Source organism: Erythrobacter sp. S158 (assembly GCF_057364915.1).
In genome coordinates this window covers 2141609-2164542 of record NZ_CP200279.1, presented here as the reverse complement: position 1 = coordinate 2164542, position 22934 = coordinate 2141609, and the positions used below count along the sequence as shown (strand labels likewise).

The following is a 22934-nucleotide window of genomic DNA, read 5'->3' as shown; positions in this document are numbered from 1 at the left end:
GGGCGAACTCCTCGCTAGACCTGCTTCGCTTCGCTACGCAGCCGCTGCGGGCGCCCAGTCGGGCTTGCGACGCCTCTGGCGTCGAATCCCTTGCATTGGTCCTTTGTCCCTCCTTCCCTTTGCGCTAACGGCGCATGCGAGATGACCGACATGACAACTCTTTACGCCGCTTACGCCGGCACGATCCAAACCGCGCTTCAGGCGCTCGTGGCTGATGGCACGCTGCCCGAGGGCACGTCCTTTGCCAACGTGACGCTTGAGCCGCCGCGCGATCCTTCGCATGGTGACCTTGCGACAAATGCCGCAATGGTGCTGGCCAAGCCTGCCAAGACCAATCCGCGAGCATTGGCCGAAGCGATTGCGACAAAGCTCGAATCCGATCCGACCATCGTGAGCGCTGAGATTGCAGGACCCGGCTTCCTCAACTTGCGGCTCGACCCGTCAGCCTGGTTGGGCGAGCTTGAGACCATCACCAAGCTTGGCGATGAATATGGCCGCTCCTCCATGGGCGCGGGCACGACCGTCAATGTCGAGTATGTGAGCGCGAACCCCACAGGTCCGATGCATATGGGCCACTGCCGCGGCGCGGTGGTGGGCGATGCGCTGGCGAGCCTGCTCGAACTGGCTGGGCACGATGTGATCCGCGAGTATTACATCAACGACGCCGGCGGACAGGTCGACACGCTCGCGCGCTCGGCACACCTGCGGTATCGCGAGGCGCTCGGTGAGGATATCGGCGAGATCCCGGAAGGCTATTATCCAGGCGCCTACCTGATCCCGATCGGCGAATATCTCGCGCAAGAAGTCGGCGAGAAATACAAGGACGCGCCTGAAGAGGAATGGCTGCCATATTTCCGCGCCGAAGCGGTCGAGAAGATGATGGACCTCATCAAGTCCGATCTCGCATTGCTGGGCATCCATCACGATGTCTTCGCCTCGGAAGCCGCGCTTCATGCAGCAGGCAAGCCGGACGAAGCCGAGAAATGGCTGCGCGAACACGACCTTGTTTACGATGGCGTTCTCGAAGCGCCCAAGGGCAAGGCACCGCCGGAGGATTGGGAGCCGGTTGAACTCCCGCTGTTCCGCTCGACCAAGTTCGGCGATGACCAGGACCGCCCGATCAAGAAGTCGGACGGCAAGTGGACCTATTTCGGCGCTGACCTTGCCTACCACATGCAAAAAGCGGCCGATGCAGACGAGCTGATTGACATCTGGGGCGCGGATCACGCCGGGACGGTCAAGCGGATCAAGGCCGCCGTTGCCGCGCTTTCCGAAGGGAAAGGCAAGCCAACGCCGTTCGACGTGAAGCTCGTCCAGATGGTTCAGCTGATGCGCGGCGGCGAGCCAGTGAAGATGTCCAAGCGTTCGGGCAACTTCATCACCATCGCCGACATGGTCGAGGAAGTGGGTAAGGACGTGGTGCGTTTCACCATGCTCACCCGCAAGCCTGAAGCGCAGATGGAGTTTGACTTCGCAAAGGTGGTCGAAGCCTCGAAGGACAATCCTGTCTGGTACGTCCAGTATGCTCACGCCCGGATTCAATCGACAATCCGCAAGGCGGCGGACGAGGAAGGCGTCACACCCTCAACTGATGCCTTGAACCAGCTTGGCAGCGACGAAATCGCCCTGATCCGGCGTGCCGCACAGTTCCCTCGCGAGGTGGAATCGGCAGCCAAGGCGCGCGAACCGCACCGGATCGCATTCTACCTCTACGACCTCGCGACCGACCTCAATTCGTTCTACAGCCTCGGTAATACTGAGCCGGAAAAGCGGTTCATCCTGAAACATGATAAGGGTTTGACCGCAGCGCGCCTTTTCCTTGCCTCGGCAATCGGGCAAGTGCTGCGTAACGGTTTGCGCGTTCTCGGCGTGGAAGCCGTCGACCGAATGTAGAAGGACGCGTGTGATCAGTGATGATCGAAGCCGAATATGAAGAGATAGAGGAAGGCGACCAGCTCGACCTTTCCGACGACGACAGCCTGCCCTGGCTAGAAGCGGAGGAAGAGGACGATGCAGCCGGCGGCGTCGACACACGTCAGGTGGTCGGCTTCGCCTTGTTCATGCTTTTCCTTCTCGTCGTCATAGTCGGCAGTTTCTGGTATCTCGGCGGACGTCAAGGCGGCGGCGAACAGGTCGCTGATGGCAGCACGATCGAGGCTCCCGATACGCCCATCAAGGAACGTCCCGAAGATCCCGGTGGCAAGGAATTTGACGGCACCGGCAATGTTGCGCCTGTGGTTGGCGAAGGCGGTACACGCGAAGGCGTGATGGCGACCGACGATCCGGTCGAGAGCGGCTCTCCTGAAGAAGGCGACGAACCCGCACCTGCGACTGCGAGCGGCGTTGGTGTGCAACTTGCCGCCTATTCGTCGCGTGCACGGGCCGAGCAGGGCTGGAACGACATCACCCGGCGCACCGATGCGCTGTCCGGTTTCCGCTACCGGATCGAGGAAGGCGTGGTCGATATCGGCACTGTTTACCGGCTGCAGGCTGTCGCCTCCGACCGCGCGGCGGGCGATGCGCTTTGCGCGGCGCTCAAGGCCGATGGGATCGATTGCCAGGTCAAACCCTGATCCCAATTCCGGGTATCCGCTTCAGTCCGGCCCGATTCGGGCACTTTCTCACGAGATTTCCCCGTCAATTCACCGTTGCGGATGGTTAGTGCGCTTGCCTGATCGCACGCTCGCTGCAAGGTTTGCGCAATGATTCCGGCGATTTTCGGATGTTCTGGCCCTGAGCTAACCGAAGAGGAACGCACGTTCTTCCGCGAGGCTGATCCTGCAGGCTACATCCTGTTTGGGCGCAATTGCGTCGACCCGGAGCAACTCCGCCGGCTGACTGACGATCTGCGCGATATTCACGGCCGCGATCGGTTGCTGATTTCGATCGACCAGGAAGGTGGGCGAGTGGCTCGGTTGCGGCCTCCGCAATGGGCTGCCTACCCATCGGGTGAGGCTTTTGACAAGCTGTACCGACTAGCCCCTGCCAGCGCGATCGAAGCGGCCAGGGCGGGCGCCAAGGCAATGGCCCTGGAACTGTCGGCGATGGGGATCACGGTAGACTACCACCCGCCGCTCGATCTGAGACAATCCGGCGCGCATGACGTCATCGGGGACCGATCGCTCGGTGCTGATCCGATGCAGGTTGCCGCAATTGGAAGGGCGATCCTCGATGGCCTCGCCGCCGGCGGCGTCACGGGCTGTATCAAGCACATGCCCGGCCATGGGCGCGCAATGGTCGATTCGCACAAGGAGATGCCCCTGGTCGACGCGCGAGCCGATGTGCTCGCAGCGGACCTTGCGCCCTTCAAGAGCCTCAACGAGGCGCTGATCGGAATGACGGCGCACCTCAAGTTTCCCGTGTGGGACGCCGAAAATCCCGCCACCCTATCCGAGGTGATTATCCGCGACATCATTCGCGGTGAGATCGGCTTTGATGGGCTTCTACTCACAGACGATATCGACATGGAGGCGCTCGAAGGGACCATCCCTGAGCGCTCAGCCAGAGCGCATGCCGCAGGCTGCGATATCGTCCTGAATTGCTGGGCAAAGATGGACGACATGACGGGCATTTGCGAAGCTCTGCCTGCGATATCCGAAGAGACAACGGCTCGCCTTGATCGCGCGCTTGAAGGCACGCATGTCGCTGATGATCTCGCTGATGAAGCAGGCGATCTTCTGGCCAAGCGCGATGCGCTTCTTGCCCTGACCGAGGAGGTTGCATGACCATTGAAACCGACGATGGCTTCATGCTCTCCGGCGATGCAGTAGGTGCGGGCGAGCCAACTGCCGACATGCCCGAAGACTGGGTCGATGAAACCGGAAAGCAAGGCGCGAAACAGGGCGACGAAGCGCTCTATCTCGAGCTCGATGGCTGGGAAGGGCCGCTCGATCTGCTGCTCGACCTTGCACGGCGCCAGAAGGTGGATCTTCGCCAGATTTCGATCCTCGCGCTGGTCGACCAATACCTGACCTATATCGAGCGAGCGCAGGACCTGCGGCTTGAGCTCGCGGCGGACTACCTCGTTATGGCCGCCTGGCTCGCATACCTGAAATCGGCGCTTCTGCTGCCCAAGGACGAGCAGGAAGACCCAAGTCCTGAAGAACTCGCACTGCGCCTGCAATTGCGGCTCCAGCGGCTTGGCGCGATGCGCGAGGCGGCGGCAAGGCTCATGGGGCGCGACAGGATCGGACGCGACATATTTGTCCGCGGCGCGCCTGAGGGGCTGCGCACCGATCGCAAGACGCTGTGGCGCTCTGACGCCTATTCGCTGATCCAGGCTTACGGACAGGTCAAGGCGCGCACGGCGCCGCGCATCTATCACGTATCAGATCGTCCGGTCATGACGCTCGACAGCGCGCTCGACCGGGTATCCTCGATGCTTGGCGTCACGCTTGACTGGATGGATATTCGCGACTTCCTGCCCAAACATGCCGAGCCTGCGCTGCGCAGATCGGCTTTGGCATCCAGCTTCGTTGCGGCGCTGGAACTGGCGCGATTGGGACGGGCGGAGATTGCGCAAGAAGAGGCGTTCTCGCCGCTGCGGATCCGCAGGCTCAAGGAAGCGGCAAGCGCATGAGCGACGAGGTCGACAGCGCTCCTGACGAGATTGAACGCGGGCTAGAGGCGACCCTGTTTGCTTCCGAAGAGCCGCTGACCGTCGAACAGCTCGCAGCGCATCTGGGTGATTGCGAAAAGCCTTTGATCCGCGATCGGCTCAAGGCGCTCCAAGCGCATTACGAAAAGCGAGGCGTGCGACTGGTCGAGCGTGGCAAACGCTGGCATTTCGAAACTGCTGCCGACATGGCGCATCTTTTGCGCCGCGAGAAAGAGCAGGTTCGCCGCCTCAGCCGCGCCGCGACTGAAGTGCTCGCGATCATAGCCTACCATGAACCTGTGAGCCGGGCAGAGATCGAATCGATCCGCGGCGTTCAAACCAGCGGCGGAACACTCGACGTGCTGATGGAAGCAGGCTGGATCAAGCTCGCCGGTCGCCGCGAAGTGCCGGGTCGCCCGGTGATTTACGCGACCACTCCCGAGTTCCTCGACCATTTCGGACTCGCGTCTCGGCGCGATTTGCCTGGGATCGACGAACTCAAGGCTGCTGGCCTCCTTGATCCGGTGGACGAGGCTTTCGAGGAAGCCATGGGGCAGACCGGTGAGGAAGCGGATAGCGACGCATCTTCGGACGAGACTTGTATTGCCGCACCGGAGACCGACGAAAACGGCGAGGACTGCTCCGCTGCCGGTTGATCAAGTTTGCTGACTGGCGCAGCGCGGGCATCATCCCTATATTGGTCGAGCAACACCCCCTCTAACGAGGCAATCAAGAGAGAATTCGCATGGGCGGTATCGGAATCTGGCAAATCCTCATCGTGGCGCTCGTCGTCCTTGTCCTGTTTGGACGTGGCCGAATCTCTGAAATGATGGGTGACTTTGGCAAAGGCATCTCGAGCTTCAAGAAAGGCATGAGCGAGGAGGAAAGCGCAAGCTCCGCGCCAAACGCCCAGATTGAAGCGCCAGCTAAAGATGCGACCCCCGCCGACACCAAGACGAGCGAAAAGACCGACTCGGCAAGCTGAGTTCCCAACGCTCCCACGCCGCACGGAGCGGTAAAGGCTATCCATGTTCGACATCGGCGCCGCTGAATTACTGGTGATCATTATCGTCGCGGTCCTCGTGATCGGGCCGAAGGATATGCCGCATGCCATGCGCACGGCTGGTCGCTGGATCGGCAAGGTGCGCAAGGTTTCTTCGCACTTCCGCACAGGTATCGACGCAATGGTTCGCGAAGCCGAGCTCGAGGACATGGAGAAGAAGTGGAAGGAGCAGAATGAGGCGATCATGAAGCGCTCCGCCGCCAGCGCTGAAGCTGCCAGTGGCGAGCCAGTGATGACCGGGCCACCGCCAAAGCCTGAAGCTCCCAAATCTGTCTCCGCTGAAAGCGCCGCGCCAAAAGCTGCGAGCGATGCTGTCGACGACGTCCAGCCTGAACCTGCGCCCGGCGCTACCGAGTCAAAGGACTAGAGCAGCGCGATGGCATTCGAAATCAAGGATATCGACGAAACACGCGCACCGCTGCTCGATCACCTGATCGAGCTTCGCACGCGGCTCGTCCGCTCGGTTTTCGCGCTTCTCGTCGGTTTCGGTATCTGTTTCTATTTCGCCGATCCGATCCTCGGATTTCTGGTGCAGCCATTGAAAGAGGCGTTCCCTGATGGCGAGGGACAGCTGATCTTCACGCGATTGCCGGAGATTTTCTTCGTTGAGCTCAAGGTCGGGCTGTTTGCAGGCTTTATGGTCAGCTTCCCGATCATTGCGAACCAGCTTTGGGCCTTTATCGCCCCTGGCCTTTACGCAAATGAAAAAAAGGCTTTCCTGCCCTTCCTCATTGCAACGCCTGTGCTGTTTATCGGTGGAGCGGCGCTCGCCTACTATGTGGTGATGCCCACTGCCTTCCGGTTTTTCCTTGGATTTGGAGGCGAGGCAGGCGGTCTGTCGGTTCAGGCTCTACCGACTGCGGGCGATTACCTCAGTCTTGTTATGCAGTTCATCCTGGCCTTCGGAATTACCTTCCTGCTGCCGGTGCTGCTGATGTTGCTTCACCGCGCCGGTATCGTAACGCGGGCTCAGCTCGCTGGTGCTCGCCGTTATGTCATCGTGGGCGTGGTCGCGCTTGCCGCGATTGTTACTCCGCCTGATCCAGGAAGCCAGGTGATTCTTGCGGTGCCTTTGCTCTTGCTGTTCGAGGGCTCGCTTCTGCTCATGCGTGTGCAGGAGAGGGCGATGAAGCGGGCTGGCGGCAAGTCCGATGCTGGCGAAGCAGCGAAGGAAAAACCAGCCGAAGTTGCAAGCGGCGATGATCCGAGCGTCACCGCTGACTAGGACGGTCGCAGGCCGAAAATCCCCAAATATGAACGCGCCGCCCTCTTGCGAGGGCAGCGCGCGCATTTGACCAACCAAGTGAGGAACGAGGCGGTAAAGCCCGACTAGGGGCTGACGGGATCGTCGTCATCGTCACTCGCTGCGACGACGATGCCGACCACGGCTGCTGCACCCAGCAGACCAAGCAGCAGGGTCGGCGCACCAGCGGCAACTTCGCTTTCGCCTTCTACAGGCGCGCTAGCGCGTTCGAACGCGACCTGAGCAATGGCTGGGGATGCCGCGAGTGATGCGGCAGCGGTGGCAAGGGCCAGGGTACGAAACTTCATAAGGCGGTCTCCTTCGCGCATTGGCACCAAGCTCTTGCACAGTGTGAGCAATCTCCCGTGCCGGAGCGGGTCACGATCCGATTGCAACGTGGCGGGGTATTCCAGCCTTGTTGCGGAGACGAAACCCGCACCACTTCCATTCAGGAAAGTGATGACCAGAATATGAAAAAAATGCGCGAAATCAATGCTCTACGTGTCACTACGTAGGCGTGCGGTCTGCGCCTCTCGGGAGTTTCGCCTAGTGACTAGCGCGCAAACACCCGTTCGCCCGCCAGATACACCTCGCGCACTTCGGTCTCGCGAATGTCGCTTGGCGAAGCGAGCATCGGGTCGCGATCGACGAAGATGAAGTCGGCCCGCTCGCCGACCACGAGTTGCCCGAACCGGCCATCTGCGAAACCGGCATAGGCGGCATCGGACGTAAACCCTGCAAGAGCCTGTTCACGGCTGACCGCTTCCTGAGCGCGCCAGCCACCAAAGGGGCGGCCATTTTCGTCGGTGCGGCTGATGGCGACCGCGATGCCGGCGAAGACGTCAGCCGGTTCGACCGGGGCGTCGGACCCGAAAGCAAGCCGGCCGCCAACCTCAAGAATGCTACGCCACGCATAGGCACCGCCAAGACGATCCTCTCCCAGGCGCGCCTCGGCCATGAACATGTCGCTGGTCTGGTGCAGCGGCTGCATCGAGGCGATTGTTCCGTGCTGACCGAACCGCTCAAGGTCCTCGACATCGACGATCTGAGCATGCTCGATCCGCCAGCGTCGATCGCCCTTATAGCTTGTCGAAAGCTCCTCGATCGCAAGCAGCACGTCTTCGTTTGCGGCATCGCCAATGGCGTGAATGGCGGTCTGGAAGTTGTCCAATGCAGCGCGGCTCATGCGGTTGCGAAGTTGCGCGGGCGAGGTGATGGGGATTCCGCGTGTGTTCGGTTCGTCGGAGTAGGGCTCTTTCAGCGTCGCACCGCGTGAGCCCAGCGCACCGTCGACATAGAGTTTGATCCCGTTGAGGCGCAGCCTGTCCTCGTAAAGCCATGGGGTCGGGCCGGGCCCTCCGATCAGTTCCATCGCTTCGGGCGAGTTGGCGTAAGACATGATGCGAATACGCAGGTCACCACGGTCAGCCGAGCGGCGGAAAGTCATCCAGTCGACGACCGGCGTACCCATGTCGGCAACCGCAGTGATACCGTTTTGGAGCAGGCGCTGCTGTGCCATCGCGAAGGCCGCATCGCGGTCCTCGGGGCGCGGGGGAGGGACAAAGCTTCCGACAAGCGAACTTGCATTGTCGATGAAAACGCCGGTCGGATTGCCGTCGGTATCGCGGATGATGCGCCCACCTTCCGGATCTTGCGTCTCGGCGGTGATTCCCGCCTGCTCCATCGCAAAGCTGTTGGCCCAGTTCGCGTGATTGTCCGCGCGCTCCAGCCAGACGGGGCGGTCGGAAACGATCGCGTCGAGTTCCGTTGCGGTGGGGAAGCGGCCAAGGCCCCACTTTTCCTGATTCCAGCCGCGCCCGAGAATCCACGGACGGCCCGGATTGGTTTCGGCAAACTCGGCCACTTTGGCGAGAGCTTCTTCGAGGCTGTTCGTGTCAGACAGGTCGAGCGTCAGCGCGGCAAAGCCGATATCCATCACGTGCACATGCGCATCGATCAGGCCCGGCAGCATCACCTGCCCTTCGCCGTCCATAGCGAAATCGATGCCATCGGGCCGATCGTCACCGCGTTCGAGCAAATGGGTGATGATGCCGTCATCATCGAAGACGAGGCTGGTGAAGCGCTTGACCTCTCCTTCCTCGTCGATGGTCACGCCGTCGACATTGTAGATGAGCGTGTCGGCCAGCGCGGGCGTTGCGACAACGGCAGCGCCGGCTGCGAGGAGCGTGCGGATCATGGGTAATCTCATTTTGTATCGGATGCCTTGGGATAGCGCGTGACGAGAGCGCTGGTGTCGAGCCGGTTTCCACCGGCCGCCTGCACTTCGGAATAGAATTGATCGACGAGTTTTGTCACCGACATGTCGAGGCCATGCTTGCCTGCCTCTTCGAGCGCGATGGCCAGATCCTTGCGCATCCAGTCGATCGCAAAGCCGAAGTCGAACTCGTCGCTGACCATGGTGGGCCAGCGGTTCTCCATCTGCCAGCTCTGGGCCGCGCCGCCGCTGATGGCTTCGACCACTTTGCCGGTATCGACACCGGTCGCCTGCGCCAGCCGAACGCCTTCTGAAAGGCCTGCGAGAACGCCGGCGATACAAACCTGGTTGATCGCCTTGGCAGTCTGGCCCGCACCCGCCTCGCCGATATGAACGATGCGCGCGGCGTAGGCCTGCATGACAGGCTGCGCCAAGGCCATCGCCTCTTCAGAACCGCCGCACATGATCGAGAGCTTTCCGTTCTCGGCCCCTGCCTGTCCGCCCGAGACGGGCGCATCGACGGCATGAAGACCCAGTCGCTCACATTCATCCGCGATGCGGCGAGCCAGACCCGGCGAAACGGTCGTGTGATCGATGAAGGTCGCCCCGCGCTTCATCGCCGCGAGCACGCCGTTTTCGCCGAAAAGGACCGATGCTACATCATCGTCATTGCCAAGGCAGGCGAGCACCACATCCTTGCCTCTCACCGCTGTCGCCGCGTCGCTTTCGATCGGGGCAACGAGGCCTTCGTCACCCAGCCGATCGCTCCATACTTCGGCCTTTGCGAAGTTTCGATTGTAGCCGGTTGCCTCGTACCCAGCGCGAACAAGATGGCCCCACATCGGGCCTCCCATCACACCAAGCCCGAGAAAAGCGATCCTCTTGGAAGCAGTCATGTGCGCGTGCCTAATCGCAATTCCGCGCATTGCCAATCCGTCAGCGCGGCAAAGCGCAATTGCTGTGGGAGGCAAGCAATTCTTGTCGGCAAACCTGCCAATTCGAATTGCCCTTACGGCAATGTAGGCCTACCCCTTGCGCCCATCATGAACGCGCCAGACAAAAGCATCAAAGCCACGGCCACACCGGCCGATCTCACGCTCGAAGACGTGAAAGCCGCTGCCGCACGTATCGAAGGTTCGGTGGTGAAAACGCCGATGATGCATTCGATTACGCTATCGGAAATTACCGGCGCGGATATCTGGCTGAAGTTTGAAAACCTCCAGTTTACTGCGGCTTATAAAGAGCGCGGCGCTCTCAATGCGCTTCTTCAACTGACCGACGAGCAGCGCAAGCGCGGCGTGATCGCAGCCTCGGCGGGCAACCATTCGCAAGGGCTTTCCTATCACGGTACCCGTCTGGGTGTACCGGTCACGATTGTGATGCCCAAGACGACGCCGACGGTGAAGGTGATGCAGACCGAGAGCGTGGGCGGCAACGTCGTGCTTCACGGTGAGACTTTCGATGAAGCGAACGCCCATGCCCGCGAGCTTGAAGTCGAGCGCGGACTGACATTCGTGCACCCTTTCGACGATCCACACATCGCGGCGGGGCAGGGCACGGTCGCGCTCGAAATGCTCGAATTGAAAGACGACTTCGATTGCTTGGTCACGCCAATCGGTGGCGGTGGTCTGATTTCGGGCATGGCGACTGTCGCCAAGACGATCAATCCGGACATCGAGATTGTCGGCGTGCAGGCGGGCCTCTTCCCGAGCATGTTCGACCGCTTCAAAGGCGAGAGCCACGATTGCGGCGGCGACACCTTGGCCGAAGGTATCGCGGTAAAGAACCCTGGCGAGTTCACATCGCAGGTCATCAAGGAACGGGTCGACGACATCCTGCTGGTCGATGAGCCAAGCCTTGAAAAGGCAGTCTCGCTCCTGCTCCAGATCGAGAAGACGGTGGTCGAAGGTGCAGGCGCAGCAGGCTTGGCTGCCGTGCTGGAAAACCCGGAGCGTTTTGCAGGAAAAACGGTCGGCCTCGTTCTGTGCGGCGGCAATATCGACACGCGCCTGCTCGCCAACGTACTGCTGCGCGACCTCGCGCGTCAGGGCCGTCTCGCGCGTCTTCGCGTGACTTTGCAGGATCGTCCGGGCGCGCTTTTCAAGGTCATGCGCCTGTTCGACGAGCACAACGTAAACATCATCGAGATCTACCACCAGCGCATTTTCACCACGCTCCCGGCAAAGGGCCTGATTACCGATATCGAATGCGAAGCGCGCGACGCAGGACAGGTCGAACGGTTGGTCGAGGCGCTGCGCGGCGCGAAGTATCAGGTGCAGGTTGTCGAGTTGAATTAGCCGTCGAGGCAAACTGACCCAATTCGAGGCGCGCGCTCGCGCACTTGTGAATCATTGCTCCGATCTTGCGCAATTCCATACTCTGACTTGTGCAAAGTAACCCAATTTTCACTCTGATTTGTGGTTAAGGGTCTTTTACCGGGGGAACCGAATAGGCATAAGAATGTCTTAATAAAGACATCGCTGATTCTCCATTCGTGCGGGCGATCCCCACGGGTGAACCACCGCAAGAGGACCCGCCAGACCCGTGACGGCCCCGATCCGCTTCCCCCGTTTCTTCGTGACGAGCCCAGCGCCGTGTCCCTATCTTCCGGGACGACAGGAGCGAAAGGTCTTCACTGAACTCAAGGGCGCACATGCGGATCAGCTGAACGAGGCGCTTGGCCGGATCGGTTTCCGCCGCAGTCAAACCGTCGCATACCGTCCCAGCTGTCTCGACTGTCAGGCATGCGTTTCGGTGCGCGTCGTCGCGGGCGAGTTCAAAGCGTCGAGCACGCAGAAACGCGATATCAAGCGCAACCGCGACCTCATCGTGACCGAGTGTCGCCCCTGGGCTACCGATGAACAGTTCGAGCTTCTGACCAAGTACCTCTCGGTGCGCCATCCCGATGGCGGTATGTCGACGATGGACGAACTCGACTATGCCGACATGGTCGAGCACACGCCTGTGACCAGCACTCTGACCGAATATCGCGAACCCACAGAAAGCGGCGAACCAGGGCGGCTCGTCGGTGCCTGTCTCACGGATCGTCAGGGCGATGGCCTGTCGATGATCTATTCGTTCTACGATCCCGATCACGAGGGGCGCGCAGGGCTCGGCAATTACATCATTCTCGACCACATCCAGCGCGCTGCTCGCAGCGGCCTGCCCTATGTCTATCTCGGCTACTGGGTCGATGGCAGCCCGCGTATGCAGTACAAGGTGCGCTATCGCCCGCTTGAGCGCCTGACCCGCGAAGGGTGGCAGCGCATGAACCGTGATGAGCAAAGTCGTCTGATCGCCGCAGCCACGGCACCGCGCGACAAAAAGGCGGGAACAATCGACGGTGCTAGGGGTAAAGACGGACAACCCGTGAAATTCCCGGCGAGCTAATTTTTTGCGCTTATTCCTGCTCGATCTGGCCCTCGCGGCTGGACTGACTGCATCCGGTGCTTCGGCCACCGGGCAGGAAATTGCGGCTTCGACGCAGGCAACCGGCGCGCAGACCGCGCAGGACGAACAACCCTCGCAGCCGCAAGCTGAGCCGCGTCCGCCCGCTCCGTCACGGAATCCGCGAACGCTCGACGACCTCATCCCGCAAAACGCAACCACCGACGCAGAAAGCTGGGCGGCGCAAGGGTCAGGGGCGCAGCAAGGTCCGCCTCCGGCCGATGAACCGCTGGAGGACGAGGAAACACCGAGCGTTGAGATCGAAGCCGACCTTTCCTCCAGCCCTTCCGATCCGTTTAACCTTGACGCAGCTCTCGATGCGCTCGCGATCCCGGAGCCGGAGAGGCTTGAGCCGGACCCGGACCGTCCTTCCTTCGCCGAAATCGAAGCGCCCAATCTCGTCGAATTGCCTCCGCTCACCGAATACGAGATCAGCGACGAACTGACGCTCGCATTTCCCACTGACGAGGTCGATTTTCCGGAGCGCCGCGCATTCATCGACCGCTTTGTCGCGCTTTCAGCGGTCGAGGCGCTCGAATCCGATGAGGACACCGTCCCGCAACTCGCCGCGCGGGCGCGCTCTGACCAGGAATTGCTAGACCAGGTCCTGCGCACTTACGGCTATTATGATGGCGAGATCATTCGCCAGCTTTCGGGTGGCCGCCGCGGTTTCGCCGATCAGGAACGCGACGATGCGCAGCGCCCGGTCGATCTCGACCCCAGCGTGCGCTTCGATATCCTGCCGGGCCCGCGTTACTCGTTTGGCGAGATTGATCTTGGCGCGTTCGACCAGTTGGCCGACCCCGACCAGACAAAACTGCGCGACGTTTTTGCGATCCAGTCGGGCGACCCGCTTTATGCCGACCGCATCATCGAGCGCGAGAATGCGCTGCGCGTCGCATTTGGCGAGAACGGTTATCCTTTTGCCGAGATCGACGAGCCTCGCCTGACGATCGATCACGCCCGCGATCAGGGGGATCTGGCGTTACCAGTCGAGCCGGGTGGCAAGTATGTCTTCGGCGAAATTGTCAGCGAGGACCCCGCTTTTCTCTCCTCGCGCCATCTTCAGCGCATTGCGCGCTTCGATCCGGGCGACGTCTATCAGACCAGCATGCAGTCCGACCTGCGCCGAGCGATCCTCGCAACTGGCCTGGTCTCAAGCGTTGCCATCACCCCGCGCGAGACCACCGAGCCGGAAAGCAGTGACCCGGGTGAAGTCGCCCTCGACATCGCGATGGAGCGCGCCCCCTTGCGCACGGTTTCGGGCGCGATCGGCTACGGGACCGAGGACGGCATCAAGGTTGAGGCTGGTTGGGAGCACCGCAATCTGTTCCCGCCTGAAGGTGCGCTCAGACTGCGCGGTATTCTCGGAACGCGCGAACAATTGGCGAGCGTCACTTATCGACGCAACAACTTCCGCGACCGCGATCAGGTGCTCACCATCGACGCCTACGCAAGCGACATCGAAACCGAAGCCGTTGATGCGCGAACCGTCGCGCTTCGCGGGGCGTTCGAGCGGGTGTCGAACCTGCTGTTCCAGAAGCCGCTCAGCTGGCAGATCGGTGCGGAGGTGCTCTACACCGACGAACGCAACCGGATCACCAACGGCATCCAGCGCCCGCGTCAGGAATACCTGATCGGGAGCCTGTTCGGCAGCGCCACGCTTGATGCAACCGACGACCTGCTTGACCCGACAGAGGGTTTCCGTGTCACTGGATTTGCCGCTCCCGAAGTCTCGCGCACGCTCGGTGAAGAGAGCTACTATGTGCGCGCCCGCGTCGACGCGAGCTACTACCAATCTGTCGGTGAACACGTCGTCGCGGCACGTTTTGCGGCCGCTTCGATCATCGGAGCAGATGCCTTTGAACTCGCTCCATCGCGCAGGCTCTATTCGGGCGGCGGCGGATCGGTTCGCGGTTATGGCTTTCAGGCGATCGGCCTTCGTAACGAGTTTGGCGAACCACTAGGCGGCGGCTCGCTGCTCGAAGGCGCGGTCGAAGCACGCATCCAGACAGGGTTTCTCGATGGCGCGGTCGAGGTCGTTCCCTTCTTCGATATCGGCTCGATCTCGCGCGATGCACGCCCGAACTTTGATGTGGTACGCGCGGGCGCGGGGATTGGGGTGCGCTACAAGACCAGCTTTGGCCCCATCCGCGTCGATGTCGGCGTGCCTTTGAACCCAACCGAGTTTGACGCGCCGGTGGTGGTCTATGTCAGCCTTGGTCAGGCCTTCTGATGGCTGACGAGGACGATCTTGTGACCGAAGCGGAGAACGAGGCACCGCAACGCAAGCGCAAGCGGCGCTGGGCCAAGCGCGCCGGCTGGGTGCTTGCGATCCTGCTCTTGCCGCTTGTCCTCATCGCGCTGTTTCTTGCAACGCCCATCGGCAAGCGCTTCGTTGCAGACCAGATTGCACAGGTTGCTCCCGCGTCCGGGCTCAGGTTTCAGGTCGGCAGGATCGAAGGCGACATCTACGGCGAATCCACCCTGCACGATGTCACGCTGCTTGACCCGCAGGGCGCTTTCCTCACGATCCCCGAAGTTGAGCTGAGCTGGCGACCGCTGAGCTGGCTTTGGAGCGGCATCGACATCCGCGAGCTGACTGCGCGGCGAGGACGGCTTGAGCGTCTGCCCGAACTGCTTCCCGGCGATCCGGATGCACCTCTGCTTCCCGATTTCGACATCCGCGTCGACCAGTTCAGGATCGACAATCTGATCCTTGCTCCGGGTCTGGCGGGCGAGCGCGCGCAGCGTGTCGATTTCGAGGCGGAGATCGACATTCGTTCAGGCCGCGCGCTGGTCGATGCAGAGGGGCGCTTCGGGCCAGAGGACCGGATTGAGCTCCTGCTCGATGCCGAGCCGGATGGCGACCGGTTCGACCTCGCGCTTGATTACCGCGCCGCCGCCGATGGTCCGCTCGCTGCGCTTGCTGGATTGGACGCGGCTTACGATGCAAGGGTTGCAGGCGAAGGCACATGGACCCAGTGGCTCGGCCATGCGCTGGTGATGCGCGAAGATGGCGATGAGCGCAGCCGCGTAGCCGGGTTCCAGCTTACCAACAACGCGGGAACCTATGCCGCGCTCGGCCAGGTTTCGCCGCGCCTGCAAGGGGGCACCATTATTGCCCGCGCCCTCGGCGATGCGACCTCGCTTGCACTTTCGGGCACGCTGGAAGAGAGCGTTTTTGACGGCGAGATCGCAGCCGTCACAAGCGCGCTCGACCTGCGCGGCGATGGCGCGCTCGACCTTGCCGGGAACCGGGCAGATGAGTTCGCCGCCAATGCCCGTCTGCGCGATCCCGAATTGCTCGGCGAGACGGCCCGGCTCGAACGAGCGCGTCTCTCTGCGGTCCTCGACGGCCCATTTCGCGACCTTGTGATTGAGCATGAGCTGAGCGTCGAGACCTTGGACGTTGCAGGCACGGCAACGGTGATCGACCTCGTTCAGTCAGGGGCGGCCACATACAACGGAGAGGCATTTCTCGTGCCTCTCAATGTGGATGCACAGCGGGTCGAGACCGGTCTCGAACTGGTCGATCCGCGTCTCGTCAATGGCAACCTGACCGGGCTTCTGAGCCTTCGCGAAGGGCGGCTTGAGGCTGACAATGCCCGCCTGACATTCCCCGACCTCTTGGCGCAGCTCACACTGCGCGGCGACACCGCGCGGGGCGTCTACGCGCTCGCTGGACCGGTGACTGCGCGTGGTCTTGCCATCGATGATGTCGGGCAGGTGACCGCGCAGGCCAGGCTTGTTGCGAGGTTCGGGAGCAGTATTCCCTGGAGCGTGCGGGCTGATCTTTCCGGGCGTCTGGGCGATGTGAGAAATGCCTCGATCGCCAATCTCGCTGGCGAGGAAGTGCGCTTCGAAGGCGCGCTCGACATGGGCTCCGGCAACCCGATCGTTCTGCAAGACGTGGTGCTCGACAGCGAGCGACTCGACCTCGCGCTCGACAGCCGGATTGTGGGCGAGCGCACGTTGCTCGAAGGATCGGGTGAGCATGTCGAGTACGGCAGCTTTACCTTCGATGCCGAGATTGCGGGCGACGGGCCGCGTGCGCAGCTCGTGCTCGCCGACCCGCTCCCAGCGGCTGGGCTTACCGATGTGCGGCTCGACATCGCGCCAGAGGGTGATGGTTTTGCCATCGACGTCGCCGGCGGTTCGCTTCTCGGACCGTTCGACGGTGCGCTTGGCATCGAGCTTCCCGCCGACGCGCCGACCCGCATCGCGATCCGCAGCCTCGAGGTGTCGCGCACCAACGTGACGGGGGCGCTCGCGCTCGCCGATAATGGTGTCGCGGGCAATCTTGATGTCAGCGGCGGCGGGCTCGACGGCACGATCCTGCTGACGCCGAGCAACACGGGCGCGCAAGGCTTTGAGCTCGACCTCGTAGCGCGGCAAGCGCGCTTCACCGGCGATACCCCGATTGCGCTTGCCTATGCCGACATCAATGCGAGCGGGGCGTTCGATGCCTCGTCCAGCCGGATCGAGGCCAATATCGAGGGAACCGGGTTCGAATACGGCGCGCTCAACATCGCCGCCTTCAATGCGACCGGCGAGATCGTGAATGGCAGCGGCACCATGCAGGCCTCCATTGCAGGTCGCCGCGCCGACCGTTTCGCTCTCAAGTTCGATGGCCAGTTTGCGCCTGAGCGCATCGCGGTGATCGCGCAGGGCGAGTATGGCGGGCGCCCGATCACCATGCCGCGCAGGGCAGTGCTGACCCCGCTAGAGGATGGCGGCTATCGCCTCGCGCCGACCCAGATCGGATTTGCGCGCGGCTACACCATCCTCGAAGGCACGCTTGGCGGAGAGCGGACTTCGCTTGAGGCGAGCATGGCAAGCATGCCGCTGCGCCTCGTCGACCTTGCTGGCAGCGAGCTTGGCCTTGGCGGCAGGCTTTCTGGTGTGCTCACTTACGACCAGGTCGGCAGCGGCCCGCCGACCGGCAACGCGCGGGTGCGGATCGACGACTTCACCCGCTCGGGCCTTGTCCTGTCGTCTCGCCCCATCGACGTCTTCGCGGTCGCCAACCTTTCCCCGCGTGAGCTTGCCGTGGGCGCTCGGTTACTCGAAGGCGAGCGGCGATTGGGAAGCCTTGAGGGCCGAGTGACCGGGCTTCGTTCCGGAGGTGGCCTTGCGGATCGCATCATGCGCGGACGGCTCGATGCGGCGCTCGGCTATGAAGGGCCCGCTCAGTCGCTGTGGCGGCTTGCCGGGATCGAGACTTTCGACCTCACCGGACCCGTCACCATCGATGCGCGTGCGAAGGGCACGCTCTTCAATCCGAGCATCACCGGCGACCTAGCCAGTGACGACCTGCGCTTGCAGAGCGCGATCTCAGGCACCGATATCACCGATGTGAGCGCGCGGGGACGCTTCGCCGGGTCGCGACTGGAACTCACCCGCTTCTCCGGATCGACAAGCGGCGGCGGCTCTGTTTCGGGCAGCGGCTTTGTCGACCTTGCCGGCATGTCCGCCACCCGAGGCCCGCAGATCGACATCCGCGCTGCCGCCTCTTCTGCCCGTCTGCTCAATGGCAATGGCCTCGACGCAACGATCACTGGCCCCTTACGCATCGTCTCGGACGGCAGGGGCGGCGCCATTGCGGGCCGCGTCAGCGTCGACCGGGCGAGCTGGGCGCTCGGCATCGCGGCCGAGGACATGCGGCTCCCGACCATAGCCACGACCGAGATCAACCGCCCCGACCAGGTCGCCGCTCGCAGCACCGGGCCCACCAGCCAATGGCGCTACCTGATCGATGCCAGCACGCCGAGCCGGGTTGCGGTCGATGGCCTCGGGCTCGACAGCGAATGGGGCATCGACATCGCGCTGCGCGGCACGGTCGACGATCCGCGCATGGGCGGCGAAGCGCGGCTGGTTCGGGGCGCCTATACCTTTGCCGGAACCCGCTTCGAGCTGACCGAGGGCCGGATCGAGTTCGACGCCAACGTCCCCATCGACCCGCGGCTCAATATCGAAGCGCAGGCGAGCGCCAATGGCACCGACGTCACCATCGACATCACCGGCAATGCGCAGACGCCCGAAGTCGCTTTCTCCTCCGTCCCAGCGCTGCCGGAGGAGGAGATCCTCGCCCGGCTGCTATTTGGCGGATCGGTCACTTCGCTATCGGCCACCGATGCTATCCAGCTCGGCGCTGCGCTTGCCGCTTTGCAGGGCGGGGGCGGGGGCATCGACCCGATCGGCCAGCTGCGCAACTCGATTGGCCTCGACCAGCTTCGCATCGTCTCTGCAGACCCGGCGCTTGGCCGGGGCACGGGCGTCGCGCTTGGCAAGAACCTGGGCCGCCGGGTCTATGTCGAGCTTGTCACCGACGGTCAGGGCTACAGCGCGACCCAGCTTGAGTACCGGATCACCAGCTGGCTCGCACTTCTGGGCACGGTGACGACTATCGGACGCGACAGCGTGCTCGCTGAGATCAGCCGGGATTACTAGCCGCCCGGTTCAGCCGCTCGCGTAGAGCTTCGCCTCCTCGGCGCGTCGGCGCACCAGTCCCTTGAGTACCCGCCCGCCCGCATGCTTCCAGCGCGCGAACTCCGCGACCGCGCCAGCGTAGTCGCCAGCCCTGTGCTTCTTCGTCAGCGTCGCCTTATGGATCGCGCCGGTGTTGTAGTGGAAGCTCACCAGCGCATCGAACTGGCCCTGCGTCGTTGGAGCGCTTCCAATCGCGTGCGCAACCTCGGCCGCGTAGCGTTCGAGATCGCGGGCGAGCCGCGCATCGCATTGGTCCTGCGTCCACACGGTCGCAGGGCCGATCCGTTCTCCAAGACCGGTTTGGTCGTCGATACCTGTCGCACCCCAGCCAATGGTCCACGGATCACCGCCCGTACCGGGATCGGGATAGGCGCCCACGAGCCCGTCACGGCGTAGCTGCGCGCAGCCTTCGAACCGCTTGATGAGAGCAATGCCAGCCTCGCCAATTCGGCGCGGCGACTTGCGATCGTTTCGTCGTATGTGGGGAACCGATGGACCGCATGTTACACGGTCCAGGGGAAAAAGCGCCGAAGCGTCAACGTTGCGGCCCAAAGTGTCACCGTTGCTACGAATTGCGTCACCCTGTTCACTGAGAGCGTCAGCTTGCGCGCCCGAAGTGTCACTCTTCTGGCGCTGTGCTGCATCAATCGCATCGTCGAGCGCATCGACTTCGGACTGGCGAAACCCGCGCCCACGCAAGCGACGCACGGCATCGAAGATCAGCGTGCGGTTAAGACGATAGCGCGAATAGGGTTTCTTGGCAGGCATAGGGTTGGACCTCGTGTGCTGTTGGAAAGCGAGGTCGACCTATTAGGCACATGAGCGCCGAGTAGGAAAATGGTTTGGGCTCCGCCGCGTCGGCAAGCAGGCGAGGGTACTACTCGGAAACGAGCGCCGAGAATGCCTCGATCCGGTCGATGCGGCCCGATACCACGAGCTCGTCATCGGGCATGATCAGCGTGTCTGGCGTTGCGTGGATGAAATCCTCGCCCTCGCGCTTCACGCCTACGACCGTCACATCGTGCTTCTTACGGCACTCGCTGGTGACGAGCGGCAGGCCGATGATCGCCTGGGGGGCCTTGAGCCGGGCGATGGCGAAATGATCATCGAAAGCGATGAAATCGAGCAGGCGTTCATTGACGAGATGCGCGACGCGCTCACCCATACGCTGTTCGGGGAAGACCACATGGGTTGCTCCGATCCGTTCGAGGATGCGCGCATGTTTCTGGTTGGTCGCCTTGGCCCAGATATTGGCAACGCCCAGTTCGGAAAGCGCAAGCACGGTGAGCACGCTTGCCTCGATATCGTTGCCTATCCCGACGATCGCCGCTTCGAATTCGGCAGCGCCGAGGTCCGTGAGCGTGCGCGAATGCGAGCAATCGGCTTCGACCACCTTGGTCAGGGCCGAGGCGAAATCCTGCACGCGCGCCGGATCGGTGTCCGCGCCCATTACGTCATGACCCATGCGTTCGAGCGTCTCGGCCACCGCGCCGCCAAAGCGGCCAAGGCCAATGACGAGGACCGGGCGTTTTCCTTTAGCCGACAATCGGGTTCTCCTCTGGATAGCGGAAAGTTCGCGAACCGCTTCCCAATGCAAGCGCTGTAGCCACCGTAATGGTTCCCACGCGGCCCACAAACATCAGGACGGTGATCACGAATTGCGCGCTCGGCGGCAGGTCGCCGGTGATGCCCATCGACAGGCCAACGGTCGAAAAGGCTGAGATGGTTTCGAACAGGACCCGCTCGAAGGCGAGGTCGGTGATCGACGCGATGTAAAGCGTAGCGAGGAAGATTAGCGATCCGGCCAGCACGGTCACGGCAAGCGCCTGGCGTTCGATATGCGAGCCGAAGCGGCGGTCGAAAATGCCCGAATCGCGCTGGCCACGGATCTCGGAAACCACGACCGCGATCAGCACGACGAATGTGGTGATCTTGATCCCCCCGGCGGTGCCCGCACTGCCGCCGCCGATGAACATCAGCAGGTAATTCACCGTGATCGTCTCATCACGGAAACTGCCGACATCGAGACTGTTGAAGCCCGCGGTGCGCGGCATGACCGAATGGAACGCGGCGTTGAGCGCTTTCTCGCCGAGCGCCATCGGGCCGAGCGTGTCGGGATTGCCCCATTCCATGCCGAGCATGGCAATAAACCCGGTGACGAGCAGAACCCCGGTCGCGAGCAGGGTGATCTTGGTGTGGAGCGTGTATCTCGACCATTTGAGCTTTTCGGCGCGCAAGTCCTGCATGACCGGAAAGCCGAGCGCGGTGATGATGACCGCGAGCATGATCGGCGAGAGGATGACGGGGTCGCCCTGAAAGCCCATCACGCTGTCGGAAAAGCTTGAGAACCCGGCATTGTTGAACGCGCTGACCGAATGGAAGATGCCGTGCCACAGCGCCGAGCCAAGCGCGAAATCGTGAGTGAGGTGGAAGCGCAGCGTAAGGATCGCTGCGACCACCACCTCGATCACCAGCGTGATGGCAAGCACCAGTTTGATCACGGAGACCGCATCGCCGCGCTCGATCCGGTTGCGCTCGACCTGTGTGGCCATGCGCTCTCGAAGCCCAAGCCCGCGCCCGAGCATGAGCCCGAACAAGGTTGCCGCCGTCATGATCCCGAAGCCCCCGATCTGGAACAGGACGAGGATCGTGATCTGGCCGAACATCGACCAGTAGACCGGCGTATCGACCACAATCAGCCCGGTGACCGATACGGCAGAGGTGGCGGTGAAGAAGGCTGTGAGCAGCGGCGCGGCGTCTCCATCGCTGGTCGCGACCGGCAGAGCGAGAAGAGCCGTTCCGACCAGGATCAGCGCCAGAAAAAGCAGCGGTATCAATCGGATCGGATCGCGCAGCATCGCTGATGCACTCACTCCCATTTGCTCGTCCAGTCAAGCGAATTGCGAAGGTGCTTGTAAAGAGCTCTTGACTGTATAGACCTCTTGTCAGTAAAGAGCTCTTTACAGGCTCGAATCACCAGCGGGCTCAAGGGATCTGAATTGGAAAACCGCCTGAAACATCACCGTGAGGCCGAAGGCTGGAGCCAGGGCGAACTGGCCCGGCGGCTTGGCGTTTCGCGGCAGACGATCAACGCGGTCGAAACCGACAAATACGATCCCTCGCTGCCGCTGGCGCTGCGCATGGCGAAGCTGTTCGGGGTGAGCGTGCCTGACTTGTTTATCGATCACTGGGAGCCGGACGCATGATGGGGAGCAACGCAATGTCTGAAGAACGCGGGACGATGCAGAAAATCGCGAAGATGCTGGGACCGTCGGTCGGGATCGGCGTAATTGTTGGCCTTGTGGCCGGGTTCTACGTGGGCTTCAGCGACATCGACCTGTGGGCCTTGACCGACACCGCGCCGCGCGAACCTGCGGTCTACATCGCAGCGCTTCTGGCGGTTGCATACATCTTCGGCGGAATCGCGGCCTTTGCTGCGGTGTCCTTCCCAAAGCACCTCCACAAGCTCCTTGAAATGGAAGCCGACGATATCGCCGATCAGCCCGAGCTGTTCCGCTGGCAGGGTGCGAGCGCGATGCAGTTCGGCTTCGCAATCGGCACGCTGATACTTGCTGAACCGTTCGGATTGCTCGCGCCGGGGACCGCATTCGGCATCTTTGCGATGTTCGTCCTCCTTGGCATCGCGTCCTATCGCAAAAGCTGGGTGATGATGGACGAACTGATGCTCGCCGCCGCGAGTGAGGCGACGGTGATCGGTTATTACATGATCCTGATCGTTGGGGGCGGCTGGGCAGTTCTGGGTCACCTCGGTATCGCGGCCGGGCCCAGCTTCCTCGACATCGTCAACATCCTGTGGGGCATGATCATCCTCGCAACCCTCTGGACCTCGACCCGCCGCGGCATTGTTGGCGGCTGA

20 protein-coding genes are annotated in these 22934 nt (G+C 62.3%); 14 read left to right on the top strand and 6 right to left on the bottom strand.

The window, feature by feature from the left end; translation table 11 throughout:
• Positions 1–141: 141 nt before the first annotated feature.
• The 8 genes from argS (at position 142) to tatC (ending at position 6885) form a co-directional block, all read left to right on the top strand.
• Complete coding sequence (argS, locus tag AC0V6T_RS10675) at positions 142–1893, top strand: arginine--tRNA ligase (RefSeq protein ID WP_486126742.1); 1752 nt, start codon at positions 142–144, stop codon at positions 1891–1893.
• Between the two features lie 20 nt (positions 1894–1913).
• The gene (locus AC0V6T_RS10670; RefSeq protein ID WP_486126740.1) at positions 1914–2573 is read left to right on the top strand and encodes an SPOR domain-containing protein; all 660 of its coding nucleotides are present in this window, start codon (positions 1914–1916) and stop codon (positions 2571–2573) included.
• Positions 2574–2702: 129 nt separating this feature from the next.
• A complete protein-coding gene (nagZ, locus tag AC0V6T_RS10665) occupies positions 2703–3725 on the top strand; it encodes a beta-N-acetylhexosaminidase (protein WP_486126738.1) in 1023 nt (340 codons plus the stop codon).
• Between the two features lie 68 nt (positions 3726–3793).
• Positions 3794–4579: a segregation and condensation protein A gene (locus AC0V6T_RS10660; protein ID WP_486128570.1), complete on the top strand. Its 786-nt coding sequence runs from the start codon at positions 3794–3796 to the stop codon at positions 4577–4579.
• On the top strand, positions 4576–5253 hold the full coding sequence (scpB, locus tag AC0V6T_RS10655; protein WP_486126737.1) for an SMC-Scp complex subunit ScpB: 678 nt from the start codon (positions 4576–4578) through the stop codon (positions 5251–5253). The genes AC0V6T_RS10660 and scpB overlap by 4 nt, the downstream gene beginning before the upstream one ends.
• 89 nt (positions 5254–5342) lie before the next feature.
• Positions 5343–5582, top strand: a complete 240-nt coding sequence (locus tag AC0V6T_RS10650) for a twin-arginine translocase TatA/TatE family subunit (RefSeq protein ID WP_486126734.1) — start codon at positions 5343–5345, stop codon at positions 5580–5582.
• Positions 5583–5625: 43 nt separating this feature from the next.
• Complete coding sequence (tatB, locus tag AC0V6T_RS10645; RefSeq protein ID WP_486126732.1) at positions 5626–6027, top strand: Sec-independent protein translocase protein TatB; 402 nt, start codon at positions 5626–5628, stop codon at positions 6025–6027.
• Between the two features lie 9 nt (positions 6028–6036).
• A complete protein-coding gene (tatC, locus tag AC0V6T_RS10640; protein ID WP_486126730.1) occupies positions 6037–6885 on the top strand; it encodes a twin-arginine translocase subunit TatC in 849 nt (282 codons plus the stop codon).
• Positions 6886–6989: 104 nt separating this feature from the next.
• Here tatC and AC0V6T_RS10635 read toward each other — a convergent pair whose 3' ends face one another.
• From AC0V6T_RS10635 to AC0V6T_RS10625, 3 genes are all read right to left on the bottom strand, one after another.
• Positions 6990–7211, bottom strand: coding sequence for a hypothetical protein (locus AC0V6T_RS10635; protein WP_040464584.1), 222 nt, complete (start codon positions 7209–7211; stop codon positions 6990–6992).
• 245 nt (positions 7212–7456) lie between these two features.
• Positions 7457–9100 carry an amidohydrolase gene (locus AC0V6T_RS10630; RefSeq protein ID WP_486126727.1) on the bottom strand — a complete coding sequence of 548 codons (1644 nt, stop codon included), beginning with the start codon at positions 9098–9100 and terminating at the stop codon, positions 7457–7459.
• Between the two features lie 8 nt (positions 9101–9108).
• Positions 9109–10014 carry an NAD(P)-dependent oxidoreductase gene (locus AC0V6T_RS10625; protein WP_486126725.1) on the bottom strand — a complete coding sequence of 302 codons (906 nt, stop codon included), beginning with the start codon at positions 10012–10014 and terminating at the stop codon, positions 9109–9111.
• 147 nt (positions 10015–10161) lie between these two features.
• Between AC0V6T_RS10625 and AC0V6T_RS10620 the strand changes: the two genes are divergently transcribed.
• The 4 genes from AC0V6T_RS10620 (at position 10162) to AC0V6T_RS10605 (ending at position 19018) form a co-directional block, all read left to right on the top strand.
• A complete protein-coding gene (locus AC0V6T_RS10620) occupies positions 10162–11415 on the top strand; it encodes a threonine ammonia-lyase (RefSeq protein ID WP_486126723.1) in 1254 nt (417 codons plus the stop codon).
• A gap of 247 nt (positions 11416–11662) precedes the next feature.
• The gene (locus AC0V6T_RS10615; protein WP_486126721.1) at positions 11663–12508 is read left to right on the top strand and encodes an arginyltransferase; all 846 of its coding nucleotides are present in this window, start codon (positions 11663–11665) and stop codon (positions 12506–12508) included.
• 4 nt (positions 12509–12512) lie between these two features.
• Positions 12513–14801, top strand: a complete 2289-nt coding sequence (locus AC0V6T_RS10610; protein WP_486126719.1) for an autotransporter assembly complex protein TamA — start codon at positions 12513–12515, stop codon at positions 14799–14801.
• Entirely contained in the window at positions 14801–19018 is a 4218-nt protein-coding gene (locus AC0V6T_RS10605) for a translocation/assembly module TamB domain-containing protein (RefSeq protein WP_486126717.1), read from the top strand. Before AC0V6T_RS10610 ends, AC0V6T_RS10605 begins: the two co-directional genes overlap by 1 nt.
• 9 nt (positions 19019–19027) lie before the next feature.
• Here AC0V6T_RS10605 and AC0V6T_RS10600 read toward each other — a convergent pair whose 3' ends face one another.
• The 3 genes from AC0V6T_RS10600 to AC0V6T_RS10590 all read right to left on the bottom strand — a co-directional run bounded on the left by AC0V6T_RS10600 (position 19028) and on the right by AC0V6T_RS10590 (position 21930).
• Positions 19028–19825 carry a lysozyme gene (locus AC0V6T_RS10600; protein WP_486126715.1) on the bottom strand — a complete coding sequence of 266 codons (798 nt, stop codon included), beginning with the start codon at positions 19823–19825 and terminating at the stop codon, positions 19028–19030.
• A gap of 109 nt (positions 19826–19934) precedes the next feature.
• Positions 19935–20603 carry a potassium channel family protein gene (locus AC0V6T_RS10595; RefSeq protein WP_007163296.1) on the bottom strand — a complete coding sequence of 223 codons (669 nt, stop codon included), beginning with the start codon at positions 20601–20603 and terminating at the stop codon, positions 19935–19937.
• Entirely contained in the window at positions 20593–21930 is a 1338-nt protein-coding gene (locus tag AC0V6T_RS10590) for a TrkH family potassium uptake protein (RefSeq protein WP_486126713.1), read from the bottom strand. Before AC0V6T_RS10590 ends, AC0V6T_RS10595 begins: the two co-directional genes overlap by 11 nt.
• 126 nt (positions 21931–22056) lie before the next feature.
• On the opposite strand from AC0V6T_RS10590, the gene AC0V6T_RS10585 reads away from it, so the two are divergent.
• Complete coding sequence (locus AC0V6T_RS10585; RefSeq protein WP_486126711.1) at positions 22057–22263, top strand: helix-turn-helix transcriptional regulator; 207 nt, start codon at positions 22057–22059, stop codon at positions 22261–22263.
• Positions 22264–22277: 14 nt separating this feature from the next.
• The gene (locus AC0V6T_RS10580) at positions 22278–22934 is read left to right on the top strand and encodes a hypothetical protein (RefSeq protein ID WP_486126709.1); all 657 of its coding nucleotides are present in this window, start codon (positions 22278–22280) and stop codon (positions 22932–22934) included.